At 69.6% G+C, this 24,150-nt stretch carries 20 protein-coding genes and 2 pseudogenes; 9 read left to right on the forward strand and 13 right to left on the reverse strand.

From position 1 onward, the window contains the following. Both A6302_RS07420 and A6302_RS07425 read right to left on the reverse strand, forming a co-directional pair. A partial coding sequence (locus A6302_RS07420) for a hypothetical protein (RefSeq protein WP_141703484.1) occupies nucleotides 1-205 on the reverse strand: 205 nt, incomplete at its 3' end. Between the two features lie 124 nt (nucleotides 206-329). Next, complete coding sequence (locus tag A6302_RS07425; RefSeq protein ID WP_069306510.1) at nucleotides 330-1,616, reverse strand: lytic murein transglycosylase; 1,287 nt, start codon at nucleotides 1,614-1,616, stop codon at nucleotides 330-332. A 318-nt stretch (nucleotides 1,617-1,934) separates the two neighbouring features. Between A6302_RS07425 and galU the strand changes: the two genes are divergently transcribed. Next, nucleotides 1,935-2,813: a UTP--glucose-1-phosphate uridylyltransferase GalU gene (gene galU, locus A6302_RS07430; RefSeq protein ID WP_069306511.1), complete on the forward strand. Its 879-nt coding sequence runs from the start codon at nucleotides 1,935-1,937 to the stop codon at nucleotides 2,811-2,813. Between the two features lie 82 nt (nucleotides 2,814-2,895). Here the strand turns inward: galU and A6302_RS07435 are convergent, their stop codons facing one another. Next, nucleotides 2,896-4,344: an outer membrane beta-barrel protein gene (locus tag A6302_RS07435; RefSeq protein ID WP_069306512.1), complete on the reverse strand. Its 1,449-nt coding sequence runs from the start codon at nucleotides 4,342-4,344 to the stop codon at nucleotides 2,896-2,898. A 239-nt stretch (nucleotides 4,345-4,583) separates the two neighbouring features. On the opposite strand from A6302_RS07435, the gene A6302_RS07440 reads away from it, so the two are divergent. After that, a complete protein-coding gene (locus A6302_RS07440; protein WP_069306513.1) occupies nucleotides 4,584-5,351 on the forward strand; it encodes a motility protein A in 768 nt (255 codons plus the stop codon). A 38-nt stretch (nucleotides 5,352-5,389) separates the two neighbouring features. After that, complete coding sequence (locus tag A6302_RS07445; RefSeq protein WP_069306514.1) at nucleotides 5,390-6,256, forward strand: OmpA/MotB family protein; 867 nt, start codon at nucleotides 5,390-5,392, stop codon at nucleotides 6,254-6,256. Nucleotides 6,257-6,289: 33 nt separating this feature from the next. On the opposite strand, the pseudogene A6302_RS26120 reads toward A6302_RS07445, so the two are convergent. Further along, a pseudogene (locus A6302_RS26120) lies at nucleotides 6,290-6,615 on the reverse strand (DMT family transporter). A gap of 128 nt (nucleotides 6,616-6,743) precedes the next feature. Between A6302_RS26120 and A6302_RS07455 the strand changes: the two are divergent. After that, a pseudogene (locus tag A6302_RS07455) lies at nucleotides 6,744-7,654 on the forward strand (LysR substrate-binding domain-containing protein). Between the two features lie 91 nt (nucleotides 7,655-7,745). Here the strand turns inward: A6302_RS07455 and A6302_RS07460 are convergent. Beyond that, nucleotides 7,746-9,179, reverse strand: coding sequence for a glutamate synthase subunit beta (locus tag A6302_RS07460; protein WP_069306515.1), 1,434 nt, complete (start codon nucleotides 9,177-9,179; stop codon nucleotides 7,746-7,748). Between the two features lie 12 nt (nucleotides 9,180-9,191). After that, entirely contained in the window at nucleotides 9,192-13,835 is a 4,644-nt protein-coding gene (gene gltB, locus A6302_RS07465) for a glutamate synthase large subunit (RefSeq protein ID WP_245293975.1), read from the reverse strand. Nucleotides 13,836-14,597: 762 nt separating this feature from the next. On the opposite strand from gltB, the gene A6302_RS07470 reads away from it, so the two are divergent. The 4 genes from A6302_RS07470 to A6302_RS21180 all read left to right on the forward strand — a co-directional run bounded on the left by A6302_RS07470 (nucleotide 14,598) and on the right by A6302_RS21180 (nucleotide 17,771). Further along, a complete protein-coding gene (locus tag A6302_RS07470; RefSeq protein WP_169833530.1) occupies nucleotides 14,598-15,377 on the forward strand; it encodes a CDP-alcohol phosphatidyltransferase family protein in 780 nt (259 codons plus the stop codon). After that, nucleotides 15,374-16,144, forward strand: coding sequence for an FkbM family methyltransferase (locus A6302_RS07475; protein ID WP_069306517.1), 771 nt, complete (start codon nucleotides 15,374-15,376; stop codon nucleotides 16,142-16,144). The genes A6302_RS07470 and A6302_RS07475 overlap by 4 nt, the downstream gene beginning before the upstream one ends. Beyond that, nucleotides 16,141-16,647 (forward strand): hypothetical protein, encoded by a 507-nt coding sequence (locus A6302_RS21175; protein ID WP_083255599.1) that lies wholly within the window; start codon nucleotides 16,141-16,143, stop codon nucleotides 16,645-16,647. The genes A6302_RS07475 and A6302_RS21175 overlap by 4 nt, the downstream gene beginning before the upstream one ends. 131 nt (nucleotides 16,648-16,778) lie before the next feature. Beyond that, nucleotides 16,779-17,771, forward strand: coding sequence for a sulfatase-like hydrolase/transferase (locus A6302_RS21180; RefSeq protein ID WP_083255600.1), 993 nt, complete (start codon nucleotides 16,779-16,781; stop codon nucleotides 17,769-17,771). A gap of 285 nt (nucleotides 17,772-18,056) precedes the next feature. Here the strand turns inward: A6302_RS21180 and A6302_RS23455 are convergent, their stop codons facing one another. The 6 genes from A6302_RS23455 to A6302_RS07505 are packed head-to-tail and all read right to left on the reverse strand — an operon-like array spanning nucleotide 18,057 to nucleotide 21,832. Next, nucleotides 18,057-18,494, reverse strand: a complete 438-nt coding sequence (locus A6302_RS23455; RefSeq protein WP_210183284.1) for a hypothetical protein — start codon at nucleotides 18,492-18,494, stop codon at nucleotides 18,057-18,059. After that, nucleotides 18,437-18,844 (reverse strand): class I SAM-dependent methyltransferase, encoded by a 408-nt coding sequence (locus A6302_RS23460; RefSeq protein WP_210183285.1) that lies wholly within the window; start codon nucleotides 18,842-18,844, stop codon nucleotides 18,437-18,439. Before A6302_RS23460 ends, A6302_RS23455 begins: the two co-directional genes overlap by 58 nt. Beyond that, nucleotides 18,841-19,908, reverse strand: a complete 1,068-nt coding sequence (locus A6302_RS07490) for a glycosyltransferase family 4 protein (protein WP_069306518.1) — start codon at nucleotides 19,906-19,908, stop codon at nucleotides 18,841-18,843. The genes A6302_RS23460 and A6302_RS07490 overlap by 4 nt, the downstream gene beginning before the upstream one ends. Further along, a complete protein-coding gene (locus A6302_RS07495; protein WP_069306519.1) occupies nucleotides 19,908-20,306 on the reverse strand; it encodes a 6-pyruvoyl trahydropterin synthase family protein in 399 nt (132 codons plus the stop codon). The genes A6302_RS07490 and A6302_RS07495 overlap by 1 nt, the downstream gene beginning before the upstream one ends. A 24-nt stretch (nucleotides 20,307-20,330) precedes the next feature. Beyond that, nucleotides 20,331-21,311 (reverse strand): zinc-dependent alcohol dehydrogenase, encoded by a 981-nt coding sequence (locus A6302_RS07500; protein ID WP_069306520.1) that lies wholly within the window; start codon nucleotides 21,309-21,311, stop codon nucleotides 20,331-20,333. Next, a complete protein-coding gene (locus A6302_RS07505; RefSeq protein ID WP_069306521.1) occupies nucleotides 21,308-21,832 on the reverse strand; it encodes a cytochrome b in 525 nt (174 codons plus the stop codon). Before A6302_RS07505 ends, A6302_RS07500 begins: the two co-directional genes overlap by 4 nt. 611 nt (nucleotides 21,833-22,443) lie before the next feature. On the opposite strand from A6302_RS07505, the gene A6302_RS07510 reads away from it, so the two are divergent. Beyond that, the gene (locus A6302_RS07510) at nucleotides 22,444-23,553 is read left to right on the forward strand and encodes a threonine aldolase family protein (RefSeq protein ID WP_342586236.1); all 1,110 of its coding nucleotides are present in this window, start codon (nucleotides 22,444-22,446) and stop codon (nucleotides 23,551-23,553) included. A gap of 99 nt (nucleotides 23,554-23,652) precedes the next feature. Here A6302_RS07510 and A6302_RS07515 read toward each other — a convergent pair whose 3' ends face one another. Further along, a complete protein-coding gene (locus A6302_RS07515; protein ID WP_069306523.1) occupies nucleotides 23,653-24,117 on the reverse strand; it encodes an Hsp20 family protein in 465 nt (154 codons plus the stop codon). Nucleotides 24,118-24,150: the final 33 nt, after the last annotated feature.

A 24,150-nucleotide genomic window follows, 5' to 3' on the forward strand; every position in this document is an offset into this window, starting at 1 on the left:
GACCGGGGCGGCGCGGCTGGCGCGGTTCGGCGCCGAACAGCCGCTGCAGGAAGTTGCGGTCGTCGGGCACCTGCGCCAGCACGATCGGCGGCCCGCCGGCCGGAGGTGCGATGCCGGGGGGCTGGGCGGCAGCAGGGTCCGCCGCGCCGATCAGGCAGGCTGCGGCAATGAACGCGAGGGCGACCGTCTTGCAAAAGTTCGGCATGGCGATCCTCTGGCCCGGGCCCTCTACGGTGCCGACTGTCCGGCGCCTGCCGTCACGCGTCGACCTGCCGTCGGCCGTGCCGGCGGCAGGTCTGGAGATGCGGCATCGTGCGAGCGGTGTCGGCTCAGCGGCGCAGGTGTTCCAGCAGCTTGTCGCTCGGATAGCCGTCCGGCACGAGGCCCATCGAGATCTGGTAGGCCTTGATGCCCTCGATGGTGCCGCTGCCGATCTTGCCGTCGACGCTGCCGACGTCATAGCCCTTGGCGTTGAGCCGGGCCTGCAGCTCCTCGCGCTCCTTGGCGCTCAGCGCGCGGTTGTCGCGCGGCCAGGCACCGGCGAAGGTGCCGCCGCCGATCAGGCGGTCGCCGAGATGGCCGACGCCGAGCGCATAGGCGACCGCGTTGTTGTAGCGGCGGATCACCTTGTGGTTCTTGAGCATCAGGAAGGCCGGGCCGCCGGAGCCGCCGGGCAGCAGGAGCTGGGCCTGGTCGTCGGGGCGCGGGAAGCCGAGGCCGCTCGGACGGCGCACGCCGAGCGCGCTCCATTCGGCCACCGTTGCCGAGCGGTTCACGCGGTGGAAGTCGAAGCCGGACGGCAGCGCCACCTCGTAGCCCCAGGTCTCGCCCTTGCGCCAGCCCATCTTCGCCAGATAGTTGGCGGTGGAGCCGAGGGCATCGGGGATCGAGGTCCAGATGTTGCGCCGGCCGTCGCCGTCGAAGTCGACCGCATAGGCCTCGTAGGTGGTCGGAATGAACTGGGTGTGGCCCATGGCGCCGGCCCAGGAGCCGGTCATGTGGCGCGGGTCGACGTCGCCGCGCTCCAGGATGTGCAGGGCGGCCAGCAGCTGGGTGCGGCCGTATTTGGCGCGCTTGCCGCCGGCAAAGGCGAGGGTCGCGAGCGAGCGGATGTTGTCCTTGACGATCTTCGGGTTCTGCAGCACCGAGCCGTAGGAGCTTTCCATGCCCCAGACCGCCACCACATACTGGCGCGGCACGCCGTAGGTCGCCTCGATCCGGTCGAGGAGGCGGGCATGTTCGGCGAGCATGCGCTTGCCGGTCTCCAGCCGGGTCTCGGACACGGCGCCGTCGAGATACTCCCAGATCGGCTTGCTGAATTCCGGCTGCTTGGTGGCCTTGGCGATCACGTCCGGGTCGGGCGTCACGCCGGCAAAGGCCGCGTTGAAGGTCCGGCGCGAGACGCCCTTCGCCTCGGCCTCCGGCCACAGCCGGCTGACGAAGGCGGCGAAATCCGCGGGCACCGGCTCGTTGCGGTCGACGAGGCGCGGCAGCGAGGCCGTCGTCTCGGTCGAGACGCCGAAGGGCGCATCGACCGCCATGCAGCCGGACGACGTCAGCGCGAAGGCGGCTGCGATGCCGAGGCGGCTGATGGCGCGGATCATGGTCATGGTCATGTGTCGGGCCCTGGTTCCGGAAGAAGAACGGCGGCGACGGGTTCGGTGGCCGTCATTCGGCCACGGCCGTTGCCATCCTGCAAGTGAAACCTCTGTGTGGTTAACGCGGGATGAACATGCTGGCCGTGAGGACGTTATCGTCGGCCGGGGAGCGTCGCGGTATCCCCGACAGGAAATTGCCGTAGACATCCTGCAGGAGGATCGTCCATCAGGGGAGCGGACATTTCATTTTCTCCGGCGTAAAGTGCCCCGCCGCTCCCGCCAGGGCGGACGACATCCGTTGCCATTTGAGACCGTCATGATTTTGAGGAGTGGAGCGTGAGCAAGAAGATACGCAAGGCCGTCTTCCCCGTCGCGGGGCTTGGGACACGTTTCCTCCCGGCGACCAAGGCCGTGCCGAAGGAGATGATGACCGTGGTCGACCGGCCGGTGCTCCAGTATGTGGTCGACGAGGCGAAGGCCGCCGGCATCGAGCATTTCATCTTCGTCACCGGCCGCGGCAAGGCGGTGATCGAGGATCATTTCGACGTCGCCTATGAACTGGAACAGACCCTCGAGGCCCGCTCCAAGACCGAGGCGCTGGATGCGCTCAAGCGCGATCTGCCGCGCGCCGGCTCGGTCAGCTTCACCCGCCAGCAGGCCCCGCTGGGCCTTGGCCACGCGGTCTGGTGCGCGCGCGAACTGATCGGCAACGAGCCCTTCGCCGTGCTGCTGCCGGACATGCTGATGAAGCATTCCAAGCCCTGCCTCAAGAGCATGGTCGAGACCTACGAGCAGACCGGCGGCAACATCATCTCGGTCGAGGAATGCGATCCGGCCGAGACGCACCAGTATGGCATCGTCGGCATCGGCGAGAAATACGGCGAGGACGCCTATCAGGTCACGTCGATGATCGAGAAGCCCAAGCCGGAGAAGGCGCCGTCGAACCTGTTCATCTCGGGCCGCTACATCCTGCAGCCGGAGATCATGACCCTGCTCGCCACCCAGGAGCGCGGCGCGGGCAACGAGATCCAGCTCACCGACTCGATGCTGCGGCTGGCCGAGACCAGCCCGTTCACGGCGGTCCGCTTCCGCGGCACCACTTACGACTGCGGCTCCAAGCTCGGCTTCCTGCAGGCGAACATCGCCTATGCGCTGGACCGCACCGACATCCATCCGAACATCGCCGGCGAACTCGGCGCGATGTTCAAGCTCTGACGCCAGCCGGCGTCGCCACCCGATGAACAGGGCCCGCCCGGCACCGCCGCGGCGGGCCTTTTCATGACGGCTTTCGTCCTCGTCACTGCCGGAAGGTGAGCCCGGCCTCGATCCGGGTCTCGCGGGAATCGCTGCCCGCGCTCTCCTCGTCGAAGGACTGCACGGCAGTGGCGGTCAGTTCGACATTGCGGTTGAGCTTCCAGCCGAGCCCGCCGCTGACGCTGTAGGTGGTCACCGACCGGGAGACGCCGATGTAGTCCTCGCGGGTGGCGGCGGCGCCGAGCGTGACCGTCACATTCTCCTTCAGCGCGTGACTGGCGCCCAGCGCCAGCGAGGTGACGACATAGCCCGAGGCACCGTCGAGGGTGGTCGGCGCAAAGCTCGTCCCGAGATCGAGGGTGATGGTGGAGAGCTCGGTGGCGGCCCAGGCGAGGGCGCCGTCGACGATCAGGCTGTCGATGTCGTCGAGCCGGTCGTCGTCGAGCCTCTCGAAGCCCCAGCCGGCGGCGATCTCGCCGGTCAGCGTCTCGCCGACCACCGAAAGGCCGCCCTTCAGCTCGTAGCCTTGGCTGGAGCGGTCGAAGCCATCGGTGCCGCCGTCGCTGTCGTAGAGGCGGCGGAAGACGCCCGCCTCCAGGAAGGGACGCAGCACCGCGCCGTTGTCGAGGGTGACGCGCAGCGAGCCGGTGTAGGCGGTGTTGGTCCGGTCGGAGGAGGAATAGCCGGCGTCGTTGCCGTAGACCGAGCGGTCGACCGAGCCCTTGATGGCAAGGGCAAGGAGGCCGGCTTCCCGGGTGTAGCCGGCCGAGCCGCTGAAGACCTCGATCGTCGGCGTGCGGGTCGCCCCGTCCGGCACCTCCTCGCTCGACAGCGATTCGCGCTCCAGCGCGTAGCCGGCGGCCAGATCGATCCGGTCGACCTCGGTCAGGTCGATCCCGCCGCGCAGGGCGCCACTGAAGGCCGGCGAGGCCTCGATGTCCGTGTCCGGATAGTCGGTGTAGCTGCCCTTGAACTCGGCCTCGAAGAAATGGCGCTCCAGTTCGCTGCGCAGCAGCAGCGCGCCGCTGGTGGTCAGGATCGACGAGCCCTTGCCGCCGGCGGTGCCGGCCGCGTTGCTGGTGTAGCCGCCGCCGGCCGAAATCGTCGGCAGCAGCACGAAGTTGCCGGCGCGCAGGCCGAGCGGCTGCCAGGGATCCTCATCGGCGTTGCCGCCGCCGACGACCGGCGGCACCGGTCGGACCGGCGCCAGGGCGCTCTGAACCGGGCGGGCCACGGAATTGAGCCGGGGCGGGTCGAGGCTGCGGCGCAGGCCGTCCGGCAGGGCGGCGGCCGCCGGGTCGGTTGCCGCCGCTTCGGCCGGGACCACCTCGGCCGGGGCGGGGCCGTCGATGTCCTCGATCTCCTCGATGGCCTCGATCGTCAGGGCGTCGTCGGGCACGGCCACCTGCGCACGGGCGGTCGCGGCCGGGCCGGCGACGGCGCACAGCGCAAGGCCGCACAGGAGAGAATGGCGAAGGGGATGGCGAGGCATGGGACCCTGACGCCTGCTCGGGGGACCGATCTTGCCGGCAGTCGGGCGCCAGCGTCTCCAAAGGGTAAATTTTCATGGTTAAGGGAGGCTTAAGCTCCTCGCACAAAACCTCCTGCGCCGTGCGGGCGCCGACTGCGTACGTAGCCGTGCGGGGCCATGCGTTAGGAATTGATTATCCCTGTAAGCCTAATGTCTTCGCACGATTGACCTTGTTCCCCTCGACGACGGACACCGACCCCATGGATTTAGCGACGATCATCGGCATCGTGGCCGCTTTCGGCGTGACCGCCTGGGCGATCTATCTCGGCGGCTCGTTTGGCGCCTTCGTCGACATTCCCTCGATCGCCATCGTGGTCGGCGGCGGCATCGGCGTGGTCGTCGTCCGCTTTCCGCTGTCGGGGCTGATGTCGGCCATGGCGATCGGCTCCAAGGCCGCCTTCTCGCAGAGCAAGGTCTCGCCGCGCGAACTGATCGAGAAGATCACCGAGATGGCCGAAGTGGTGCGCAAGCAGGGGCCGCTCGGTCTGGAGTCCTTCGAGGTCGACGATCCGTTCCTCGCCAAGGGCAAGCAGATGGTGGCGGACGGCTACGATCCGGCCTTCATCCAGGATACGCTGGAGCGCGAGCGCGACCTCTATCTGGAGCGTCTCGTCGAAGGCGCCCGCATCTACAAGGCCATGGGCGATTCCGCGCCCGCCTTCGGCATGATCGGGACGCTGGTCGGCCTCGTGCAGATGCTGCAGAGCATGGATGACCCGTCCACGATCGGTCCGGCCATGGCCGTGGCGCTGCTGACGACGCTCTACGGGGCGCTGATCGCCAACGTCGTCTGCCTGCCGATCTTCGAGAAGCTCAATGCCAAGGTCAAGGTCGAGGAGATCAACCAGACGCTGGTGATCGACGGCATCGTGCAGATCCGCAATTCCAAGAGCCCGAACCTCATTCGCGAGATGCTGATCTCCTACCTGCCGGACAAGCAGCGCGCGCTGATGGACGAGGCCGCCTGATGCCGCAAACGGCGGGTTTCGACCGGAAGGGATGAGCGATGGCGCGCAAGAAGGAAAGCGGCGGTGGTGGCGGCGCGCCGGAATGGCTGGTGACGTTCGCCGACCTGATGTCCCTGCTCGTCTGCTTCTTCGTGCTGATCATCTCCTTCTCGGTGCAGGACCAGAAGAAGCTGGAGATCGTCGCCGGCTCGATGAAGGACGCCTTCGGCGCGGTCACCGACCGCAAGCTCGCGGGCATGATCGAACTCGACGGCATTCCCGAGAACGAATACATGCGCGTCACCACGCAGGTGCCCGACACCACCGACAAGGAGACGGACGAGGAGAGCCAGGACAAGCGCGGCGAGAATGACGAGCGCTCCAACGACGCTTCGCTGGAGGCCAACGACATCAAGAACGCCCACGACTTCGCCCTCGCCGCCACGTCGCTGCGCCAGGCGCTGCAGGACATGCCGGAGATCGCCGAGATCTCCAAGCAGGTGCTGATGGAGGTGACGGAGGAGGGGCTCGACATCCAGCTCGTCGACCAGGACGGGCGGTCGATGTTCCCCGAGGGCTCGTCCACCCCCTACGAGGCGACGCGGCGCCTCTTGACGGTGATGTCGCCCGTGCTGCGGCGCATGCCGAACCGCATCACCATCACCGGCCATACCACCGCCGGCCGGCCGGACAGCGTTCCGGGGCGCACCACCTGGGACCTTTCGGCGAGCCGCGCCAATGCGGCGCGGGCAATCCTCACCGAGAACGGCGTGCCGGACGGCCGGCTGTTCGCGGTGATCGGCAAGGCCGAGAGCGATCCCCTGTTTCCGAACGATCCCTTCCTTGCCGCCAACCGCCGCATCAGCATCCTGCTGATGACCGAGGAACCGCCGCTCCCGGACTCGCCGCTGCGGTCCATGCCCTGACACCGGCCGCCTGCCTGCGCGCGGGCCGGAGGGTCAGGCGGCCGAGAGCTTGAGGCCGACCACGCCGGCGACGATCGCCATCGCCGACAGCATCTTGGCGACCCCGAAGGCTTCGCCCAGCAGCAGGGCGCCGAGCAGCACCGACCCGAGCGTGCCGACCGCCGTCCAGATCGGATAGGCGACGCTGACCGGCAGCGTCTTCATCGCCAGCGTCAGGAAGCCGATGCTGCCGACGACGCGACGGCGGTGACCAGCGTCGGCATCAGCCGGGAAAAGCCGTCGGCGTATTTCATGCCGAGAACGAAGACGATCTCGAAGACGGCTGCGAGGCCGAGGTAGAGCCATGCCATGGCTGTCATCCTTCCGATGATGATTCTTTTTCACGCGTGCAGCGTGGCTGAGGGAGGGATAGTCTCAAACGTCTGCGGCGACAAACGGGAAGTTCTCAGGTCATGGATGAGCAGAATTCATCTCTGCCGGACGCCGCGTGACCCGGCGCCTGCCCTCGCTCGGTGCCCTGCGGGCCTTCGAGGCCGCCGCCCGCCATGGCAGCTTCAAGATGGCGCCGCCGAGCTTGCCGTGACGCCGACGGCCATCAGCCACCAGATCCGCCAGCTCGAGGCCGAACTGGGGCTTGCCCTGTTCGAACGCAGGAACCGGCAGGTTGTGCCGACCGCCGCCGCACGGATGCTGCTGCCGGCGCTCACGACCGCCTTCGACGGCATGGCCGGCGCCGTGGCGGCGGTGACGCGGCGCCCGGCGCGGCAAGTGGCGACGCTGTCGGCCACCGTCGCCTTCACCGCCCGCCTGCTGGTGCCCCATGCCGGCGGATTTCGCAAGCTGCATCCGGAGTGGGACCTGCGCCTGCATGCGGCCGACGAGCCGGTGGATCTGGCCGGCGGCGAGGCGGATGCGGCGATCCGCTATGGCCGCGGCGACTATCCGGGCCTTGCCACCCTGCCGCTGGTGCGCGACCGGATCGCGCCGGTGGCAAGCCCGCATCTCGGTCTGACCGACCCCGGCGATCTGGCCACCGCGACGCTGCTCCATTTCGAATGGCCGACCGGCACGCCCAAGGCCTGCGACCCGACGTGGCGCGAATGGGGCGCGCGGGCCGGGATCGATCTCGGCGACGCCGCGGGCGGCATCACCTTCAACGACGAGGGCAGCGTCATCCAGGCCGCGCTCGCCGGCCACGGCGTCGCCCTGCTCTCGCTGGTGCTGGTCGATGCGGAACTGCGGTCGGGCGCGCTGGTCCAGCCGTTCGGGCCGGTGCTGGACGGCCAGCGTTTCGATCTCGTCTATCCGGAAAGGGCCGAGGCGCGGCGGTCGGTGGTGGTGCTGCGCGAGTGGCTCGCCGCAGCCCTCGGCGACCTGACGACAACCGGCGGTGCGTGACGGCCAGCGCCAGAACGGCGAAGGCCCGGGCGATGCCGGGCCTTCGTGTCGTCCTGGTCGGTCGCAGCGGATCACTCCGCCGGCCTCGGCCTCAGAGCGGCAGGTTCGAGGTGCCCATCAGGTAGGTGTCGACCGCGTGGGCCGCCTGGCGACCCTCGCGGATCGCCCAGACCACCAGCGACTGGCCGCGGCGGACGTCACCGGCCGCGAACACCTTGTCGATCGAGGTCTTGTAGTCCTCGGTGTTGGCGGCGACGTTGCCGCGCTTGTCGCGGACCATCAGCGGGCCGACCTCGGCGAGGAACGTGTCCTCGCGCGGGCCGGAGAAGCCGATGGCGACCAGCACCAGATCGGCCGGGATCACGAATTCCGAGCCCTCGATCGGCCGGCGCTTCTCGTCCACCCGGGCGCATCGCACGCCCGTGACCTTGCCCTTGTTGTTGCCGACCACGCCGAGCGTCGCCGCCTGGAACTCGCGCTCGGCGCCCTCGGCCTGGCTGGACGAGGTGCGGAACTTGGTCGGCCAGTAGGGCCAGACCGACATCTTGTCCTCGCGCACCGGCGGCATCGGCCGGATGTCCATCTGGGTGACGCGGATCGCACCCTGGCGGAAGGAGGTGCCGACGCAGTCCGACGCGGTGTCGCCGCCGCCGATGACGACCACGTGCTTGGCGGTGGCGAGAATCGGCGCCTCGTTGGAGACGTCCTCGCCGCCGACCCGGCGGTTCTGCTGGATCAGGAAGGGCATCGCATAGTGGCAGCCGGCGAGCGCCGTGCCCTCCATGCCCGGATCGCGCGGCTTCTCGGAGCCCGCGCAGATCAGCACCGCGTCATGACCGTCGACGAGGTCGGACAGGGGCGTCGTCACGCCGACGTCGACGCCGTAGTGGAAGGTCACGCCCTCCGCGATCATCTGGTTCACGCGGCGGTCGATGTAGTGCTTTTCCATCTTGAAGTCGGGGATGCCGTAGCGCATCAGCCCGCCGGCCTTCGGCTCGCGCTCGTAGACGTGGACCTGATGGCCCACGCGGGCGAGCTGCTGGGCAGCCGCCATGCCGGCCGGACCGGAACCGATCACGGCGACCGACTTGCCGGTCTTCACCGGGGCGATCTGCGGGGTGATCCAGCCGTTGTCCCAGGCCTTGTCGGCGATCGCCTGTTCCACGGTCTTGATCGTGACCGGGCTGTCCTCGAGGTTGAGGGTGCAGGCCTCCTCGCAGGGCGCCGGGCAGATGCGGCCGGTGAACTCCGGGAAGTTGTTGGTGGAATGGAGGTTGCGCGCGGCCTCCTCCCAGTCGCCGGAATAGACGAGGTCGTTCCAGTCCGGGATCTGGTTGTGGACCGGACAGCCGGTCGGGCCGTGGCAATAGGGAATGCCACAGTCCATGCAGCGCGACGCCTGCCGCTGAACCTCTTCCGACGACAGCGGAATGGTGAACTCGCGGTAGTGGCGGATGCGGTCGGACGCCGGCTGGTACTTCTGCTCCTGCCGGTCGATCTCGAGGAAACCTGTCACCTTACCCATATGTCTTGTTCCTCACTCGGCAGCCAGACCCATGCGCATGCGCTCCATCTCGCGCAGCGCCCGGCGGTATTCGACCGGCATCACCTTCACGAACATCGGCCGGAAGCGCTCCCAGTTGTCGAGGATCTCCTTGGCCCGGTGCGAGCCGGTGTAGCGGAGATGCGACTGGATCAGCGCCCGGAGGCGTTCGTCGTCGTGGCGGGTCATGTCGCTGTCGACATCGACGCGGCCCTTGAACATCAGGTCGCCGCCGTGGTGGTGGAGCTTCTCCAGAAGCTCGTCCTCCTCCGGCACCGGCTCGAGGTCGACCATCGCCATGTTGCAGCGCTTCTTGAAGGTGCTGTCCTCGTCGAGCACATAGGCGACGCCGCCCGACATGCCCGCCGCGAAGTTGCGGCCGGTCTGGCCGAGCACCGCGACGAGGCCGCCGGTCATGTATTCGCAGCCATGGTCGCCGCAGCCTTCCACCACCGTCACGGCGCCGGAGTTGCGCACGGCGAAGCGTTCGCCGGCGACGCCGCAGAAGTAGGCCTCGCCCGAGGTGGCGCCGTAGAGCACCGTGTTGCCGACGATGATCGACTTGGCCGCCACGACCGGCGAATTTTCCGGCGGGCGCACGATGATGCGGCCGCCCGACAGGCCCTTGCCGACGTAGTCGTTGCCTTCACCCTCGAGGTCGATGGTGACGCCGCCGGCGAGGAAGGCGCCGAGCGCCTGGCCGGCGGTGCCCTTCATGCGCACGGTGATGGTGTCCTCGTCGAGGCCCTCGGCGCCGTAGCGCCGGGCAACCTCGCCGGACAGCATGGCGCCGGCGGTGCGGTCGACGCTGCGGATCGAGGTCTCGATCACGACACGCTCGCCGCGCTCCAGCGCCGGGGCGGCTTCGGCGATCAGCTTGCGGTCCAGCACGTCGTCGATCGGATGCTTCTGGCGCTCGGTCCAGCGGACCGCCTCGGCCGGGGCGTCCGGCTTGAAGAACACCTTCGAGAAGTCGAGGCCGGCGGCCTTGGCGTGGCCGTCGGTCGGCGCGTGGGCCAGCATGTCGGACTGGCCGATCATCTCGTCGAAGGTGGCAAAGCCCATGGCCGCCATCAGGCCGCGCACTTCCTCGGCGACGAAGAAGAAGTAGTTGATGACATGCTCGGGCGTGCCGCGGAAGCGCTTGCGCAGCACCGGGTCCTGGGTGGCGATGCCGACCGGACAGGTGTTGAGGTGGCACTTGCGCATGATCAGGCAGCCGGCCGCCACCAGCGGCGCGGTGGCAAAGCCGAAGTCGTCGGCGCCGAGCAGGGCGCCGATGATCACGTCGCGGCCGGTCTTGAAGCCGCCGTCGACCTGCAGGCAGACGCGGCTGCGCAGGCCGTTCAGCACCAGGGTCTGGTGCGTCTCGGCAAGGCCCATCTCCCAGGGGGAGCCGGCGTGCTTGAGCGAGGTCAGCGGCGAGGCGCCGGTGCCGCCGTCATAGCCGGAGATGGTGATGTGGTCGGCGCGCGCCTTCGCGACGCCGGCGGCGACCGTGCCGACACCGACCTCGGAGACGAGCTTGACCGACACGTCCGCGCCCGGGTTGACGTTCTTCAGGTCGAAGATCAGCTGGGCGAGATCCTCGATCGAGTAGATGTCGTGGTGCGGCGGCGGCGAGATCAGGCCGACCCCCGGCGTGGAATGCCGGACCTTGGCGATCACCGCGTCGACCTTGTGGCCGGGCAGCTGGCCGCCCTCGCCGGGCTTGGCGCCCTGGGCCACCTTGATCTGCATCATGTCGGAGTTGACGAGGTAATGCGCCGTGACGCCGAAGCGGCCGGAGGCGACCTGCTTGATCGCCGAGCGGCGCGAATCGCCGTTGGGCATCCGCCGGAAGCGCTCGGCCTCCTCGCCGCCCTCGCCGGTGTTCGACTTGCCGCCGATCCGGTTCATGGCGATCGCCAGCGTCTCGTGGGCCTCGCGGCTGATCGAGCCGAAGGACATGGCGCCGGTGGCAAAGCGCTTGACGATCTCGGCGGCCGGCTCGACGGCATCGATCGACACCGGGGCACGGCCCATCTCCTCGGCCGACCGGATCCGGAACTGGCCGCGCACGGTGTAGCGCCCGACCTCGTCGTTCACGGCCCGGGCATAGGCCAGATACTTGTCCGGCAGGTTGCCGCGGGCGGCGTGCTGCAGGTCGGCGATGATGTCCGGGGTCCAGTGGTGGACCTCGCCGCGCTGGCGGTAGGCATATTCGCCGCCGACCTCGAGGCTGCGCGCCAGCACCGGATCGCTGCCGAAGGCGGCCGCGTGGCGGGCGAGCGTCTCGGTGGCGACCGACTGGACGCCGACGCCCTCGATGGTGGTCGCGGTGCCGAAGAAGTATTCGTTGACGAAGTCGGAGGACAGGCCGACCGCGTCGAAGATCTGGGCGCCGCAATAGGACTGGTAGGTCGAGATGCCCATCTTGGACATGACCTTGAGGATGCCCTTGTCGATCGACTTGATGTAGCGGTAGACGATCTCTTCCTCTTCCACCTCTTCCGGGAACTGGCTCTTCATGGCCAGCAGCGTGTCGAAGGCGAGATAGGGGTTGATCGCCTCGGCGCCGTAGCCGGCCAGCACGCAGAAGTGATGGATCTCGCGCGGCTCGCCGGATTCGACCACGAGGCCGACCGAGGTGCGCAGGCCCTTGCGGATCAGGTGGTTGTGCACGCCGGCGGTGGCCAGCAGCGCCGGGATCGGCACGCGGGTGCGGCTCACCAGCCGGTCGGACAGGATGATGATGTTGTACTTGGCGCGCACGGCCTCTTCGGCGCGCTGGCACAGGGCGTCGAGCGCGGCCTTCATGCCGTCGGGGCCCCGCTTCACGTCGAAGGTGATGTCGAGGGTCTTGGCCTGGAACTGGTTCTCGGCGATGTCGCCGATCATGCGGATCTTGTCGAGATCGGCATTGGTCAGGATCGGCTGGCGCACCTCGAGCCGCTTCTTGGTCGAGGTGCCCTTGAGGTCGAGGATGTTCGGCCGCGGCCCGATGAAGGACACGAGGCTCATCACCAGTTCCTCGCGGATCGGGTCGATCGGCGGGTTGGTGACCTGGGCGAAGTTCTGCTTGAAATAGGTGTAGAGCAGCTTGGCCTTGTCCGACAGCGCCGAGATCGGCGTGTCGGTGCCCATGGAGCCGATCGCCTCCTGGCCGGTGGTCGCCATCGGCGCCATCAGGATCCGGAGGTCTTCCTGGGTGTAGCCGAAGGCCTGCTGGCGATCGAGCAGGGTCTCGTTGGAGATGACCGACGACACCTGGACCGGCGGCATGTCCTCCAGCACGATCTGGGTCTTGCCGAGCCAGTCGGTGTAGGGGTTGGCCGTCGCCAGCCGCTTCTTGATCTCCTCGTCGGAGATGATCCGGCCTTCCTCGAGGTCGATCAGCAGCATCTTGCCCGGCTGCAGGCGCCACTTCTGGACGATCTTCTCTTCGGGAATGTCGAGCGTGCCGGCTTCCGAGGCCATGACCACGAGGCCGTCGTCGGTGACGACATAGCGGGCGGGCCGCAGGCCGTTGCGGTCGAGGGTCGCGCCGATCTGGCGGCCGTCGGTGAAGGCGACCGCGGCCGGCCCGTCCCACGGCTCCATCAGGGCGGCGTGATACTCGTAGAAGGCGCGGCGCTCCTCGTCCATCAGCGGGTTGCCGGCCCACGCCTCGGGGATCAGCATCATCGCCGCATGGCTGAGCTCGTAGCCGCCCATGACGAGGAATTCGAGCGCGTTGTCGAAGCAGGCGGTGTCCGACTGGCCCTCGTAGGAGATCGGCCACAGCTTGCCGATCTCGGGCCCGAACAGGTCGGATTCCACCGAGGCCTGGCGCGCGGCCATCCAGTTGACGTTGCCGCGCAGGGTGTTGATCTCGCCGTTGTGGGCGACCATCCGGTAGGGATGGGCGAGCTTCCACGACGGGAAGGTGTTGGTGGAGAAGCGCTGGTGCACGAGGGCGAGCGCCGACACGAAGCGCTCGTCCTTGAGATCGCGGTAATAGGCGCCGAGCTGGTAGGCGAGGAACATGCCCTTGTAGACGATGGTCGTCGACGACATCGACACGATGTAGAAGTCGGCCGCCTCGGCGTTCTTCTCGGCGAAGATGGTGTTGGAGATCGCCTTGCGCAGGATGAACAGGCGCCGCTCGAACTCGGCCGCCGAGGCCACCTTCGGCCCCTTGCCGATGAAGACCTGGCGGTGGAACGGTTCGGTGGCGGCGATGTCCGGCGCCTTGGACAGGCTGGAATTGTCGACCGGCACGTCGCGCCAGCCGAGCAGCACCTGGCCCTCGTCGGCGACCACCCGGGCGATCACCGCCTCGAAGCGGGCGCGGCTCGCCGCATCCTGCGGCATGAACAGGTGGCCGACCGCATAATCGCCGGGCTCCGGCAGGGTGAAGCCGAGCTTGCCGCATTCGTCACGGAAGAAGGCGTCGGGGATCTGGACGAGCATGCCCGCGCCGTCGCCCATCAGCGGGTCGGCGCCCACCGCGCCGCGATGGGTGAGGTTCTCGAGGATCTTGAGGCCGTCGGCGACGATCTGGTGCGACTTCTCGCCATTCATGCGCGCGATGAAGCCGACGCCGCAGGCGTCATGCTCGCGGGCAGGCTGGTAGAGGCCGTCGCGGGCGGCGATGTCGCGGGCTTTCGCCGTCATGACCACGGCTTTGCCGGCGGTCGTTTCGCCGCGAAATCCGGATCTTTCGGTGCCGTCGAGCCTGTTCATCGCTGACCTCGCTTGCTGGCCGACCCGCGCGAGCGGTCCGGCCCGTCGTTTCCATCCTCGCCGGGACTCGTTGCCGATCCCGGCCCGTCCTCATCGCCGTCCGCCGCGGGGACAACCCCGGCCGTCGCGGCCTTGCTGCGCGCACCCCAACGGCCACGGCGGCGCTCTCTGCGCTGTCGCGGTCGTGTCGGTCGTCGCCGCGTCCCGGCAGCCACCCCGCAGCCCCGTCATGGCGACAAGCACGGTTTGTGCCTGATCGCGCGCGACGAACTGCCCGCCGGGCCTCCGGCACCCCGTCGCCGCGGGCCGGCATCGGCCTGCCCGAAGCATCGACGGTGTATCATTTCCCGTCGGCGCCCGAAACCTTCGCCCGCACGGCGGCGGGGCGGCAATCTGTTTCAACCGCGTGAACGTATCCGGGACGACAGCGCCGCGGGGCTTCGGACGGCCACCGGCCGGTCCTGTCGCTCCGCGGCAAATCGGGCAGGGATAAAGGGACAGTGAGCCTGTCCTATTCCGGCTGCGATTATTGTCAGAATTCGGCGTGAAGGGCAAGGGCATGGCAGAGGCGGATCCGCGCCACCATGCGGCATTCCTGTCCGTCGCCGAAGGGGACAAACCCCCGTCGCGGCGGGACGAAGATTGTTTCCCGGCGCATTTTGAGAAATGCTCCGGCGGGTCGAGGAGCAGCGTGTGACGGTCGAGGCAAGATCATCCAATGTCGGCGGTGCGGCGGGCGCCATCGCGCTCGCGGGGGCCGCGGTCGCGGCGGCGGCAGCCCTGCTCGCGGGCGATCCGCGCTTCGGCACGCCATTCCTGTTCGGTGCCTTCGGCAGCTTCGGCCTCATCGCCGTGCTCGTGCTTGCGACGGTGCGCCGCTATCACCCGTTCCCCGCCTTCGGTCCGGCCAACGTGATCACCCTGCTGCGCGCCGCCGGCGCGGCCATCCTGGTGGGCCTGCTGGTGACCGCCTTCGCCCACGGCCGCGAGGCGGCGGCGCTCGTCTCCGCCGGAGAGGCCGCCTTCGTCGCCATGGCCGCCGCGCTGATGGTCGCCTGCGACGGGCTCGACGGCCGGCTCGCCCGCGCGCGCGGCCTGTCCTCGGCCTTCGGCGCGCGCTTCGACATGGAGATCGACGCGCTCACCATCCTCTGCCTCAGCGCGCTGGCCGTGGTGCTCGGCAAGGCCGGGCTGTTCGCGGTGGGCATCGGCCTGCTGCGCTACGTCTTCGTGGCCGCCGGCTGGCTGTGGCCGCGGCTCGCCGCCGCGCTGCCACCCTCGCGCCGGCGGCAGACGATCTGCGTGGTCCAGTATCTGGCGCTGATCGTCGCGCTGCTGCCCTTCGTGCCGCCGCCCGTGTCCGGGGCCGTGCTCGGCGGCGCGCTGCTGGCGCTGCTCGTCTCCTTCGGTATCGACATGCGCTGGCTGCTGGCCGCACCGGCCGGACCGGACGGCAAGGCCGGCGGCCGATGATCGCGCCGGCTGCCGCCCTCGGTCTCGCGCGCTCGCTGCTCGTCTACCACGGCCAGCCGTGGCGCACCCGGGCGCTGCGCCGCTTCTATGGCGCGCTGGTCCCGCCCGGTGCGCTGGTGTTCGACATCGGCGCGCATGTGGGCAATCGCAGCCGCATCCTGCTTGCGCAGAAGGCACGGGTTGTCGCCGTCGAGCCGCAGCGGATCTTCCACGACCTGCTCCTGCGCAGCATCGGCCGGCGCGGCGCGGTGGTGCTGCGCGCGGCGGTGGGTGCGCAGGTGGGGGAGGCGGAGCTGCAGGTCTCCAGCCTGCATCCCACGGTGTCGACGCTCGCCGAGGACTGGCGCCGTGCCGTGTCCGCCACGCCCGGCTTTGCCGGGGTGCGCTGGGACCGCAGCGAGCGGGTGCCGGTGACGACGCTCGACGCGCTCGTCGCCGAACACGGCCGTCCCGACTTCTGCAAGATCGATGTCGAGGGCCATGAAGCGGAGATCCTGAAGGGGCTGTCCGCGCCGCTGCCGCTTCTTGCGGTGGAGTATCTCGCCGAGGCGCCGGCGGTCGCTCACGCCTGCCTTGCGCAATTTGCCCGGCTCGGCGCTTACGAATTCAACGCGGTCGCCGGCGAGCGCCACCGGTTCGTCGCGCCCGGCTGGGTGCGCGCGACCGACGCGCCGGCCTTTCTGGACCGGCTCTGCGCGGAGACCGGCAACGGCGATCTCTATGCCCGGCTGGTCGTTCCGCCCCCCGCCGCGGATGCGCCACGATGAGCGCGGCCCGGGGCGGCGGGCTCCGGACGCTGGTGGCGCTGCTGGTCGTTGCCCTCGCGCTGGTGCTGCCGGCCTCGGCCGGACGGCTGGATGGCGCCCATTTCCTGCGCCTGCCGGTCGAGCTTCCGGTGTTTCTCCTCCTTGCCGCCCTGCTGCCGGCGGGGCGGGCGGGCCGCCTGCTGGTGATCGCCGCCGCCGTGCTTGCCGCGCTGTCGGTCGTCATGCGCCTTGCCGACATCGGCGCCGGCATCGCCTTTGCCCGGCCGTTCAATCCCGTGCTCGACATCCACCTCGTCGGGGCCGGCTGGAACCTCCTGTCCGGCTCGATCGGCACGGTCGGCGCCGCGGCGCCTTCGGCGGAACGGCGCTGGCCATCCTCGCGATCCTCGCGCTGCTGCTGGCCTGCCTTGCCCGGCTGGCCGCGTGGGCCCGGCATCGGCGCCGGACCGTCGGGGCCGGGGCCGCGGTCGTCGCGGCCATCGGCATCGGCCTTCTTGCCCTGACCGGTTCAGCCCAGCCGCCGGGCCTGCCGCTGAGCGCGCTCGCGGCCACCGGCCTGAACGAGCACGGCCGGGTTGCGTGGGCGAGCCTCAAGGACCGCGCCGAGTTCGAGGCGGACCTCGCGGTCGACCCGGTGGCGTCGATCCCCGAAGCGTCCCGGCTTGCCCGCCTGGCCGGCAAGGACGTGCTGCTGGTCTTCGTCGAATCCTACGGACGCTCGGCGATCGAGGGCGACTGCTGCGCGAGCCGTACCGCGGCGGCGCTTGCCCGCTTCCAGGATCGCATCGCCGCGTCCGGCTTCACGGCCCGCAGCGGCTGGCTGACCTCGACCACGGTCGGCGGCCAGAGCTGGCTCGCCCACGGCACGCTGCTCTCCGGCCTTCGGGTCGACAACCAGCGCCGCTACGAGCATCTCGTCGCCTCTGACCGGCAGACCCTCAACCGGGATTTCCGCCGCGCCGGCTGGCGCACGGTGGCGGCGATGCCGGCGATCTCCATGGCCTGGCCCGAGGGCGCCTTCTTCGGCTACGACAGGATCTATGACGCCCACACCTCCGGCTATCGCGGCCGGCCGTTCAACTGGGTGACGATGCCGGACCAGTATACGCTGGACGCCCTGCGGCGGGCGGAACTGGCGGCGCCCGTCGCCTCCGGCCGGGCGCCGGTGATGGCCGAGGTGGCGCTGATCTCCAGCCACGCGCCGTGGACGCCGATCCCGCCGGTGATCGACTGGTTGGACGTCGGCGACGGTCAGGTCTTCAATGCGTGGTCCGACAGCGGCGATCCGCCGGATGTGGTCTGGCGCGACAATGCCCGCATCCGTGATCAGTTCTCGATCTCGATCGCCTATGCGCTCGACGTCCTGTCGAGCTATCTCGAGACCTTCGGCACCGACGACACCGTGCTCATCTTCCTCGGCGACCACCAGCCGGCACCGCTCGTCACCGGCGAGGACGCCGGCCACGACGTGCCGATCCACATCCTCGCCCGCGACCCGGCGGTGATCGCCGCCCTCGACGGCTTCGGCTGGGCCGAGGGCATGACGCCGGACGGCGCCACCCCGGTCTGGCCGATGCAGGCGTTTCGCGCCCGCTTCGTGGCGGCGATGTCCGCGCCGGTGGAGTGACCGGGAAGGGGGAGGCGGATCAAGGGCCCGGCAGGGACCGCGGTCCGAGAGGCTTTCGGCTTTTCTCCCGTCTTCGCCGGGCTTGACCCGGCGACCCAATGGCCGTGCGGCGTCGGTCACCCCCCTCGGACAAGCTCTCCCACACGATCGTCTGACGCGCCCCTCCTCGTGGATAGGCCAGTGGTTGCCGGGTCACGCCCGGCAAAGACGGGACGAGAGGTCGTGCGAAAAAAGGCTGATCCGCGCTTCATCGCGACCCGGCGGGGACTGCACCCAGCCTTCCCCTCACCCCGGCAGGGCCAGCAGGTCGAGATGGCCGACGAGGATGCGGCCGGTGTCCAGCGAGGAAAGCCGCATGTCGAGCCAGTCGGCGGTGGCGCGGTCGCAGGCGCCGGCCTCGATGGCGGCCGTGGCAATGCCGTCCAGCAGCGGGCGGGCAAGATCGGGGTGGTCGATCGCGGCGTCGCCAGCACCGAGCCGCCAGTCGCTGCGGGCGATCGAGACCCGGTAGCCCTGCTGGCCGAGCGCGCGGGCGAGCGCGTCGGTCGCCGCCGGGCCGAGGGCGAGCCCGAAGCCCTTGTTGCCGGTCTGGTGGCGGTTGAAGGCGGCGATCACCTCCGAATCGTGCGGATGGGCCGGACCGAAATCCATGCGGCCGTCGTAGCTCAGCGCGGCGTAGAGCCCGCTGCGGCTGGCGGCGAGCCGGGCGGCGAGGCTGCGCACCCAGACTTCCGAGACGAGATCGAACAGCGCCGAGGCGGTGACGAGCCGGGCGCCGCCGAGCGGCAGGGCGTCGATCTGACGAGATCGGCCTCCACGGTCTCGGCCGCCGGGTGGCGGTCGCGCGCATGGGCGAGCAGGGCGGGGTCGCGGTCGACGATCCGCCAGCGCGCCGTCTCCGGCAGGCCGGGCATGGCGCGCAGGGTGGAGCCGGTGCCGCCGCCGAGATCCACAAGCAGCGGCGCGTCGACAGCGGCGGCAAACGCCACCGCGTCGTCGAGGAGTTCGGCGTCGCGGGCCGCGCGGTCGGCAGGCTCGCGCAGGTCCAGCCAGCCGGGCGAAAATCCGGTCATGTCGTGTGCTCCAGCGGCGTGGGGAAGGGAACGGGGGCGCGGGCGAGAACGCCGGCAACGGCGCGGGCCGTGTCGGTCCAGCGCGGCAGGCGGGCGCCGGCCGCGAAGGCGCCGTCCGCCAGTCTTGCCCGCAGGTCAGGATCGTCCAGAAGCCGGGAGAGTTCGTCGGCCAGCGCCGCCGGATCGTCCGGCGCCACCAGCAGGCCGGCGCTGTCCGGCACCACGTCGGGCACGGCGCCGGCGCGGCAGGCAACGACCGGAAGGCCCTGCGTCATCGCCTCGGCGAAGGCCATGCCGTAGCCCTCGAAGCGGCTCGCCAGCACGAAGACGTCGCCCAGCGCCATCAGCGCGCGGACGTCGGCCACGGCGCCGGCAAAGGTGATCCGTCCGGCAAGACCGGCGTCCGCGGCGCGGGCGCGCAGGGACGCGGCATGGGCCGGATCCGGCGCGCTGCCGGCAATCGTTGCCCGCCAGCGCCGGTCCTTGATCAACGCCAGCGCATCGATCAGCGTGTCGTGGCCCTTGCGGGCAATGAGCGAGCCGACGGACACGAGATGGGGCGGATCGCCCGCGCCCGTCGCCCGCGCCGCCCGGTCCGTGCCGGGCAGGGCGACGGTGATGCGCCGGTCGGCAACGCCGAACAGGTCGCGCACCAGCCGGGCGGTGGCCGCCGAGGTGACGACCACATGGCGCACGAAGGGCAGCGCCGCGTTCTCGCTGGCCGTGAGACGCGCGGCCTCCTCGGGGCCGAGCCCGGTCTCGAGGCCGAGCGGGTGATGAAGAAGGGCGACGAGATCGAGCCGCCCGGCCTCCGCGCGGACGATCTCCGGCATCGCGCCAAGGGCAAGGCCGTCGACGAGCACGCTTGTCCCGTCGCCGATCGCGGCGAAGGCGGCGGCTGTCGCGGCAAGGTCTTCGGCGGAGGGAAACGGAAAACTGCCCGGCAGCGCCAGATGCGCGACGTCATGGCCGAGATCGCACAGGCCCGTCAGCAGGCGGCGGTCGTAGCCGTAGCCGCCGGTCGGGCTGGCAAGATCGCCGGGAATGGCGAAGACCACGGGCATCACAGCGCCGCTTCGTACCAGGCCCTCGCCACGTGCGATTCGTGGAGCGTTACTTTCAGGCGGGCGAGCGCGCGCCCGGCCGGGCCGAGATCGCCGCCTTTCGCCGCCGCGGCGAGTCCGTCGAAGATGTGGCGGGCGAGGAATTCGGTGGTGGTGATCTTGCCGGCGAACTCCGGCCGCTCGTCGAGATTGGCATAGTCGAGCGGCTTGAGGATGCCCCTCAGCGCCGTGGTGGCGAGACCGATGTCGACGACGAGGCCGTCCTCGTCGAGCTCGTCCGCACAGAAGGCGGCATCGACCACATAGGTCGCGCCATGCAGGCCGCGCGCCGGGCCGAACACCGGACGGTTCAGGGAATGGGCGATCATCACGTGGTCACGAACCTCGACGGCGTACATGTCATCTCCGGGCTGGGTCTCGTTTCAGATATAGCGCACGCGGTGGCACAGCGTGCGCGGGTCGGAGAGAATACGTCCGTAGGCCCCCGGTAGATCCGCAAAATCGGTCTCGCCGGTGAGAAGCATGTCCAGAAGCGGGTCGGCAAGCAGCCCGAGGGCGGCCGTGAGACGGTCGCGATGGCTGCGGCGGGCGCGGCGACACGGCGACACGGCGCCGACCTGCGAGCTGACGATCTCGATGCGACGGCTGTGGAAGGCACCGCCCAGCGACAGCGCAATCTCGCGCTCGCCATACCAGCTCGCCTCGACCAGCCGGGCCTCGAAGCCGCAGCAGCCGATCGCGGTCGCGAGCCCGGCGCCGTGGCCCGACGCATGGATCACCACGTCGCAGTCGTCCGGGGCGGAAGCCGGATCGGCAAAACCGCAGCCGAAGGCGATGGCGATGCCGGCGCGGGCCGGGTCGACATCGACCAGGGTCACCTCCGTGCCGGGAATGCGCGCCGCGATCCAGGCGCTGAGCAGCCCGACCGTGCCGGCACCGATCACGGCGACCCGGTCGCCGGGCAGCACGCCGGCGTCCCACAGGATGTTCAGCGCGGTTTCCATGTTGGCACCGAGCGCCGCGCGATGGGCGGGCAGGCCCTCCGGAAGCGGCGTCACGCTGTCGGCGGCGGCCAGGAAGCGGTCCTGATGCGGATGGAGGCAGAACACCTCGCGGCCGAGGAGGTCCTCATCACCGGCCGCAATCCGGCCGACCGCGGCGTAGCCGTATTTGACGGGAAAGGGGAAGTCGCCGTCCTGGCCGGGACAGCGCATGCGCGCGTGCTCGCTGTCCGGCACGCGGCCGGCAAACACCAGCGATTCGGTGCCGCGGCTGATACCGGAAAACACCGTCTCCACCAGCACCTCGCCGGGGCCGGGGGCGCGAAGCGGCTCCGCCCGCAGCGCCGCCTGGCCGGCCGCCTCGATCCACAGCGCCGTGGCGTCGTCGGGACCGGACCTCACAGCATGCGCCCGAGCGTCTCGTCACGGCGGATGACGTGGTGATAGAGCACCCCGCCGAAATGCGCGCAGAACAGGATCAGGATCGTCCAGCCGGTCACGTAGTGCACCACCGACAGGATCGGCGCGATGTCCGGCGACTTGCCGATCGGGCTCCAGACATCGACGAGGCCGAACCAGGACAGGGGAAAGCCGTGGGCGTTGGTGGCAAGGAAGCCCGACAGCGGCTGCACGATCAGCGCGACATAGAGGCCGATGTGGACGGTGTCGGCGACGCGCTGCTGCAGCTTCGGCATCGGCACATGCGGCGGCGGCGGATAGATGAGCCGCACGGCGACCCGCGCCAGCATCAGCCACAGCACGATGAAGCCGAAGGATTCATGGAGGAGATAGAAGGTCAGCTTCACGTCCTCCTTCACGAAGTCGATGACGACCCCAAGCGGAAAGACGATGAGGACGAGAAGGGCGACCAGCCAGTGCAGGATTCGTGCGGCCGGCGCATAGCGTTCGATCGAGCCAAACATGGGTCTTTCTCCTGTCGTGTCTACGGTGTCGCTGTCCGCCCGGATCGATGAACGTCAGGGGCGACAATGACTCCGATCCTTGCGTCCGGCAAATCGGGGCCTGATGCGCCGGCAATCGCCTCCAATCCGTGACCGTGCGCCTCGGATGTCGTGGACATTCCCCGTTTGACAGATCGGTTGGCCGTTGGCGCTTCGGCGGCCGATCCCGTCTGCCTGCATATCGGCGCGAGCGTATGACAGCGGGGCGCGGCGTGCTGTTGCCCAGGGAACAGGTGCCGCAAGGCAGGGGGCGACGCTGCGGATGCTGGTGCCGGCACGCGTTGCCACCGGCGGTGTCGGCGCAGGCGGTCAGCCCCGGTCACCGCAGGGGCGGCGACGTCGCCTGCTGTTGTCGCTGTGGCAATTCTCCCTCCGTCCGGCAGGGTCGAGGCGGTAAATCATGTGTGAGTCATGCAATAATTCATCGCTGGCCAGGGGTTCCTGCTGCGGGTGGGGCGGGTTGATTGCAGCCAGGATCAAATCGACCGGCCTCTCGCGGCGGAGACGCGCCGACGGTGCCGGCGGCGTCGTGAACTGCAAAGTCCGGCGCCCGCCGCATCGCAGATCTGCGCGTGTACCTGTTGCCTCCGGCGCGGGCCGGACTACAACAGTTCACCATGAACTTCTCCAGCGACAACTGGGCCGGCGCCTCGCCCAAGGTGAGCGCCGCGCTCGAACGGATCGGCGGCGGCTACAACCCCGCCTATGGCAACGACGACCGCACGCAACGGGTCTCCGACTGGTTCTGCGAGATCTTCGAGCGCGAGGTCGCGGTGTTCTTCGTCGGCACGGGATCGGCGGCCAACAGCCTTGCGCTCGCGGCGATGATGCGTCCCGGCGGCCTCGTGTTCTGCCATCGGCAGAGCCACATCAACGTCGACGAATGCGGTGCGCCGGAGTTCTTCACCGGCGGCGGCAAGCTGGTGCCGCTGCCCGGCGCGGCCGGCAAGCTCGATGCGGCAACGCTCGCCCGCGCGCTCGGCCGCTTCGATCCGCCGTCGGTCCATTCGGGCCGGCCGGTCGCCGTCAGCATCACCCAGTCCACGGAAGCCGGCACGGTCTACACGCCGGCCGAGATCCGCGCGATCGCCGACGTCGCCCACGGCGCCGGCCTGCAGCTGCACATGGACGGCGCGCGCTTTGCCAATGCGCTCGCCAGCCTCAACGTCGCCGCCGCCGACATCACCTGGCGCGCCGGAGTCGACGTCCTCTCCTTCGGTGCCACCAAGAACGGCTGCTGGTGCGCCGAGGCGGTGGTGTTCTTCGATCGCTCCGAGGTCGGCGACTTCGAATACCTGCGCAAGCGGTCCGGCCAGCTCTTCTCCAAGAGCGCCTTCGTCGCCGCCCAGTTCGAGGGCTATTTCGAGCAGGGCCACTGGCTCGACAACGCCGTCCACGCCAACCACATGGCCGAGCGGATCGGCCGCGTCGTCGCCGAGACGCCCGGCGCCCGGCTCGCCTTCCCGGTCGAGGCCAACGAGGTGTTCGCGATCTGGCCGAAGGAGACGACCGCAAGGCTCAAGGCTGCGGGGGCCTCCTTCTACGTCTGGCCCGGCGACAGTCTGGCCGACGGCGAGGGACCGGGCGCGGACGAGGACATGGTCCGGCTCGTGACCAGCTATGCGACCCGGCTTGCCGAGGTCGCCGCCTTCATCGACGTGCTGCAGCGCCTGCGGGTCTGAGCCGCGGGGCCACACGGAATTCCTGACTGCCCACCAATACGAAAAAGGGCGCGGCTGGTGCCGCGCCCTCGTCGTGTCGTGCCGTCTCGACAGCCGCCGTCAGGCGGCCGCGGTCTCGATCTGCACCGGGCCGTTGGCCGGGCGGCCGATCGGGATCTGCCGCGGCTTCATGGCCTCGGGAATCTCCCGCTTCATGTCGATGTGCAGCAGGCCGTTCTCGAGATTGGCGCCCGTGACCTCCACGTGGTCGGCAAGCTGGAACCGGCGCTCGAAGGCGCGGGCCGCGATGCCGCGGTAGAGATACTCGGTCTTGCCCTCGTCGGCCGCGGCCTTCTCGGCCTTCACGGTCAGGGTGTTCTCACGCGATTCGATGGAAATGTCGGCTTCGGAGAAGCCGGCCACCGCCATGGTCACGCGATAGGCGTTCTCGCCGGTCCGCTCGATGTTGTAGGGCGGATAGCTCTGGGCCGTGCCGGCGCCCGGCGTTCCCTGATCGAGCAGGGAGAACAGGCGGTCGAAACCGACGGTGGACCGGTAGAGCGGGCTGAGATCGTAGTGACGCATCTGTAGTTCTCCTTGGAAGCAACTATCAACGCT

The organism is Methylobrevis pamukkalensis (genome assembly GCF_001720135.1).
In the GTDB taxonomy this organism is placed as follows: Bacteria; Pseudomonadota; Alphaproteobacteria; order Rhizobiales; family Pleomorphomonadaceae; genus Methylobrevis; species Methylobrevis pamukkalensis.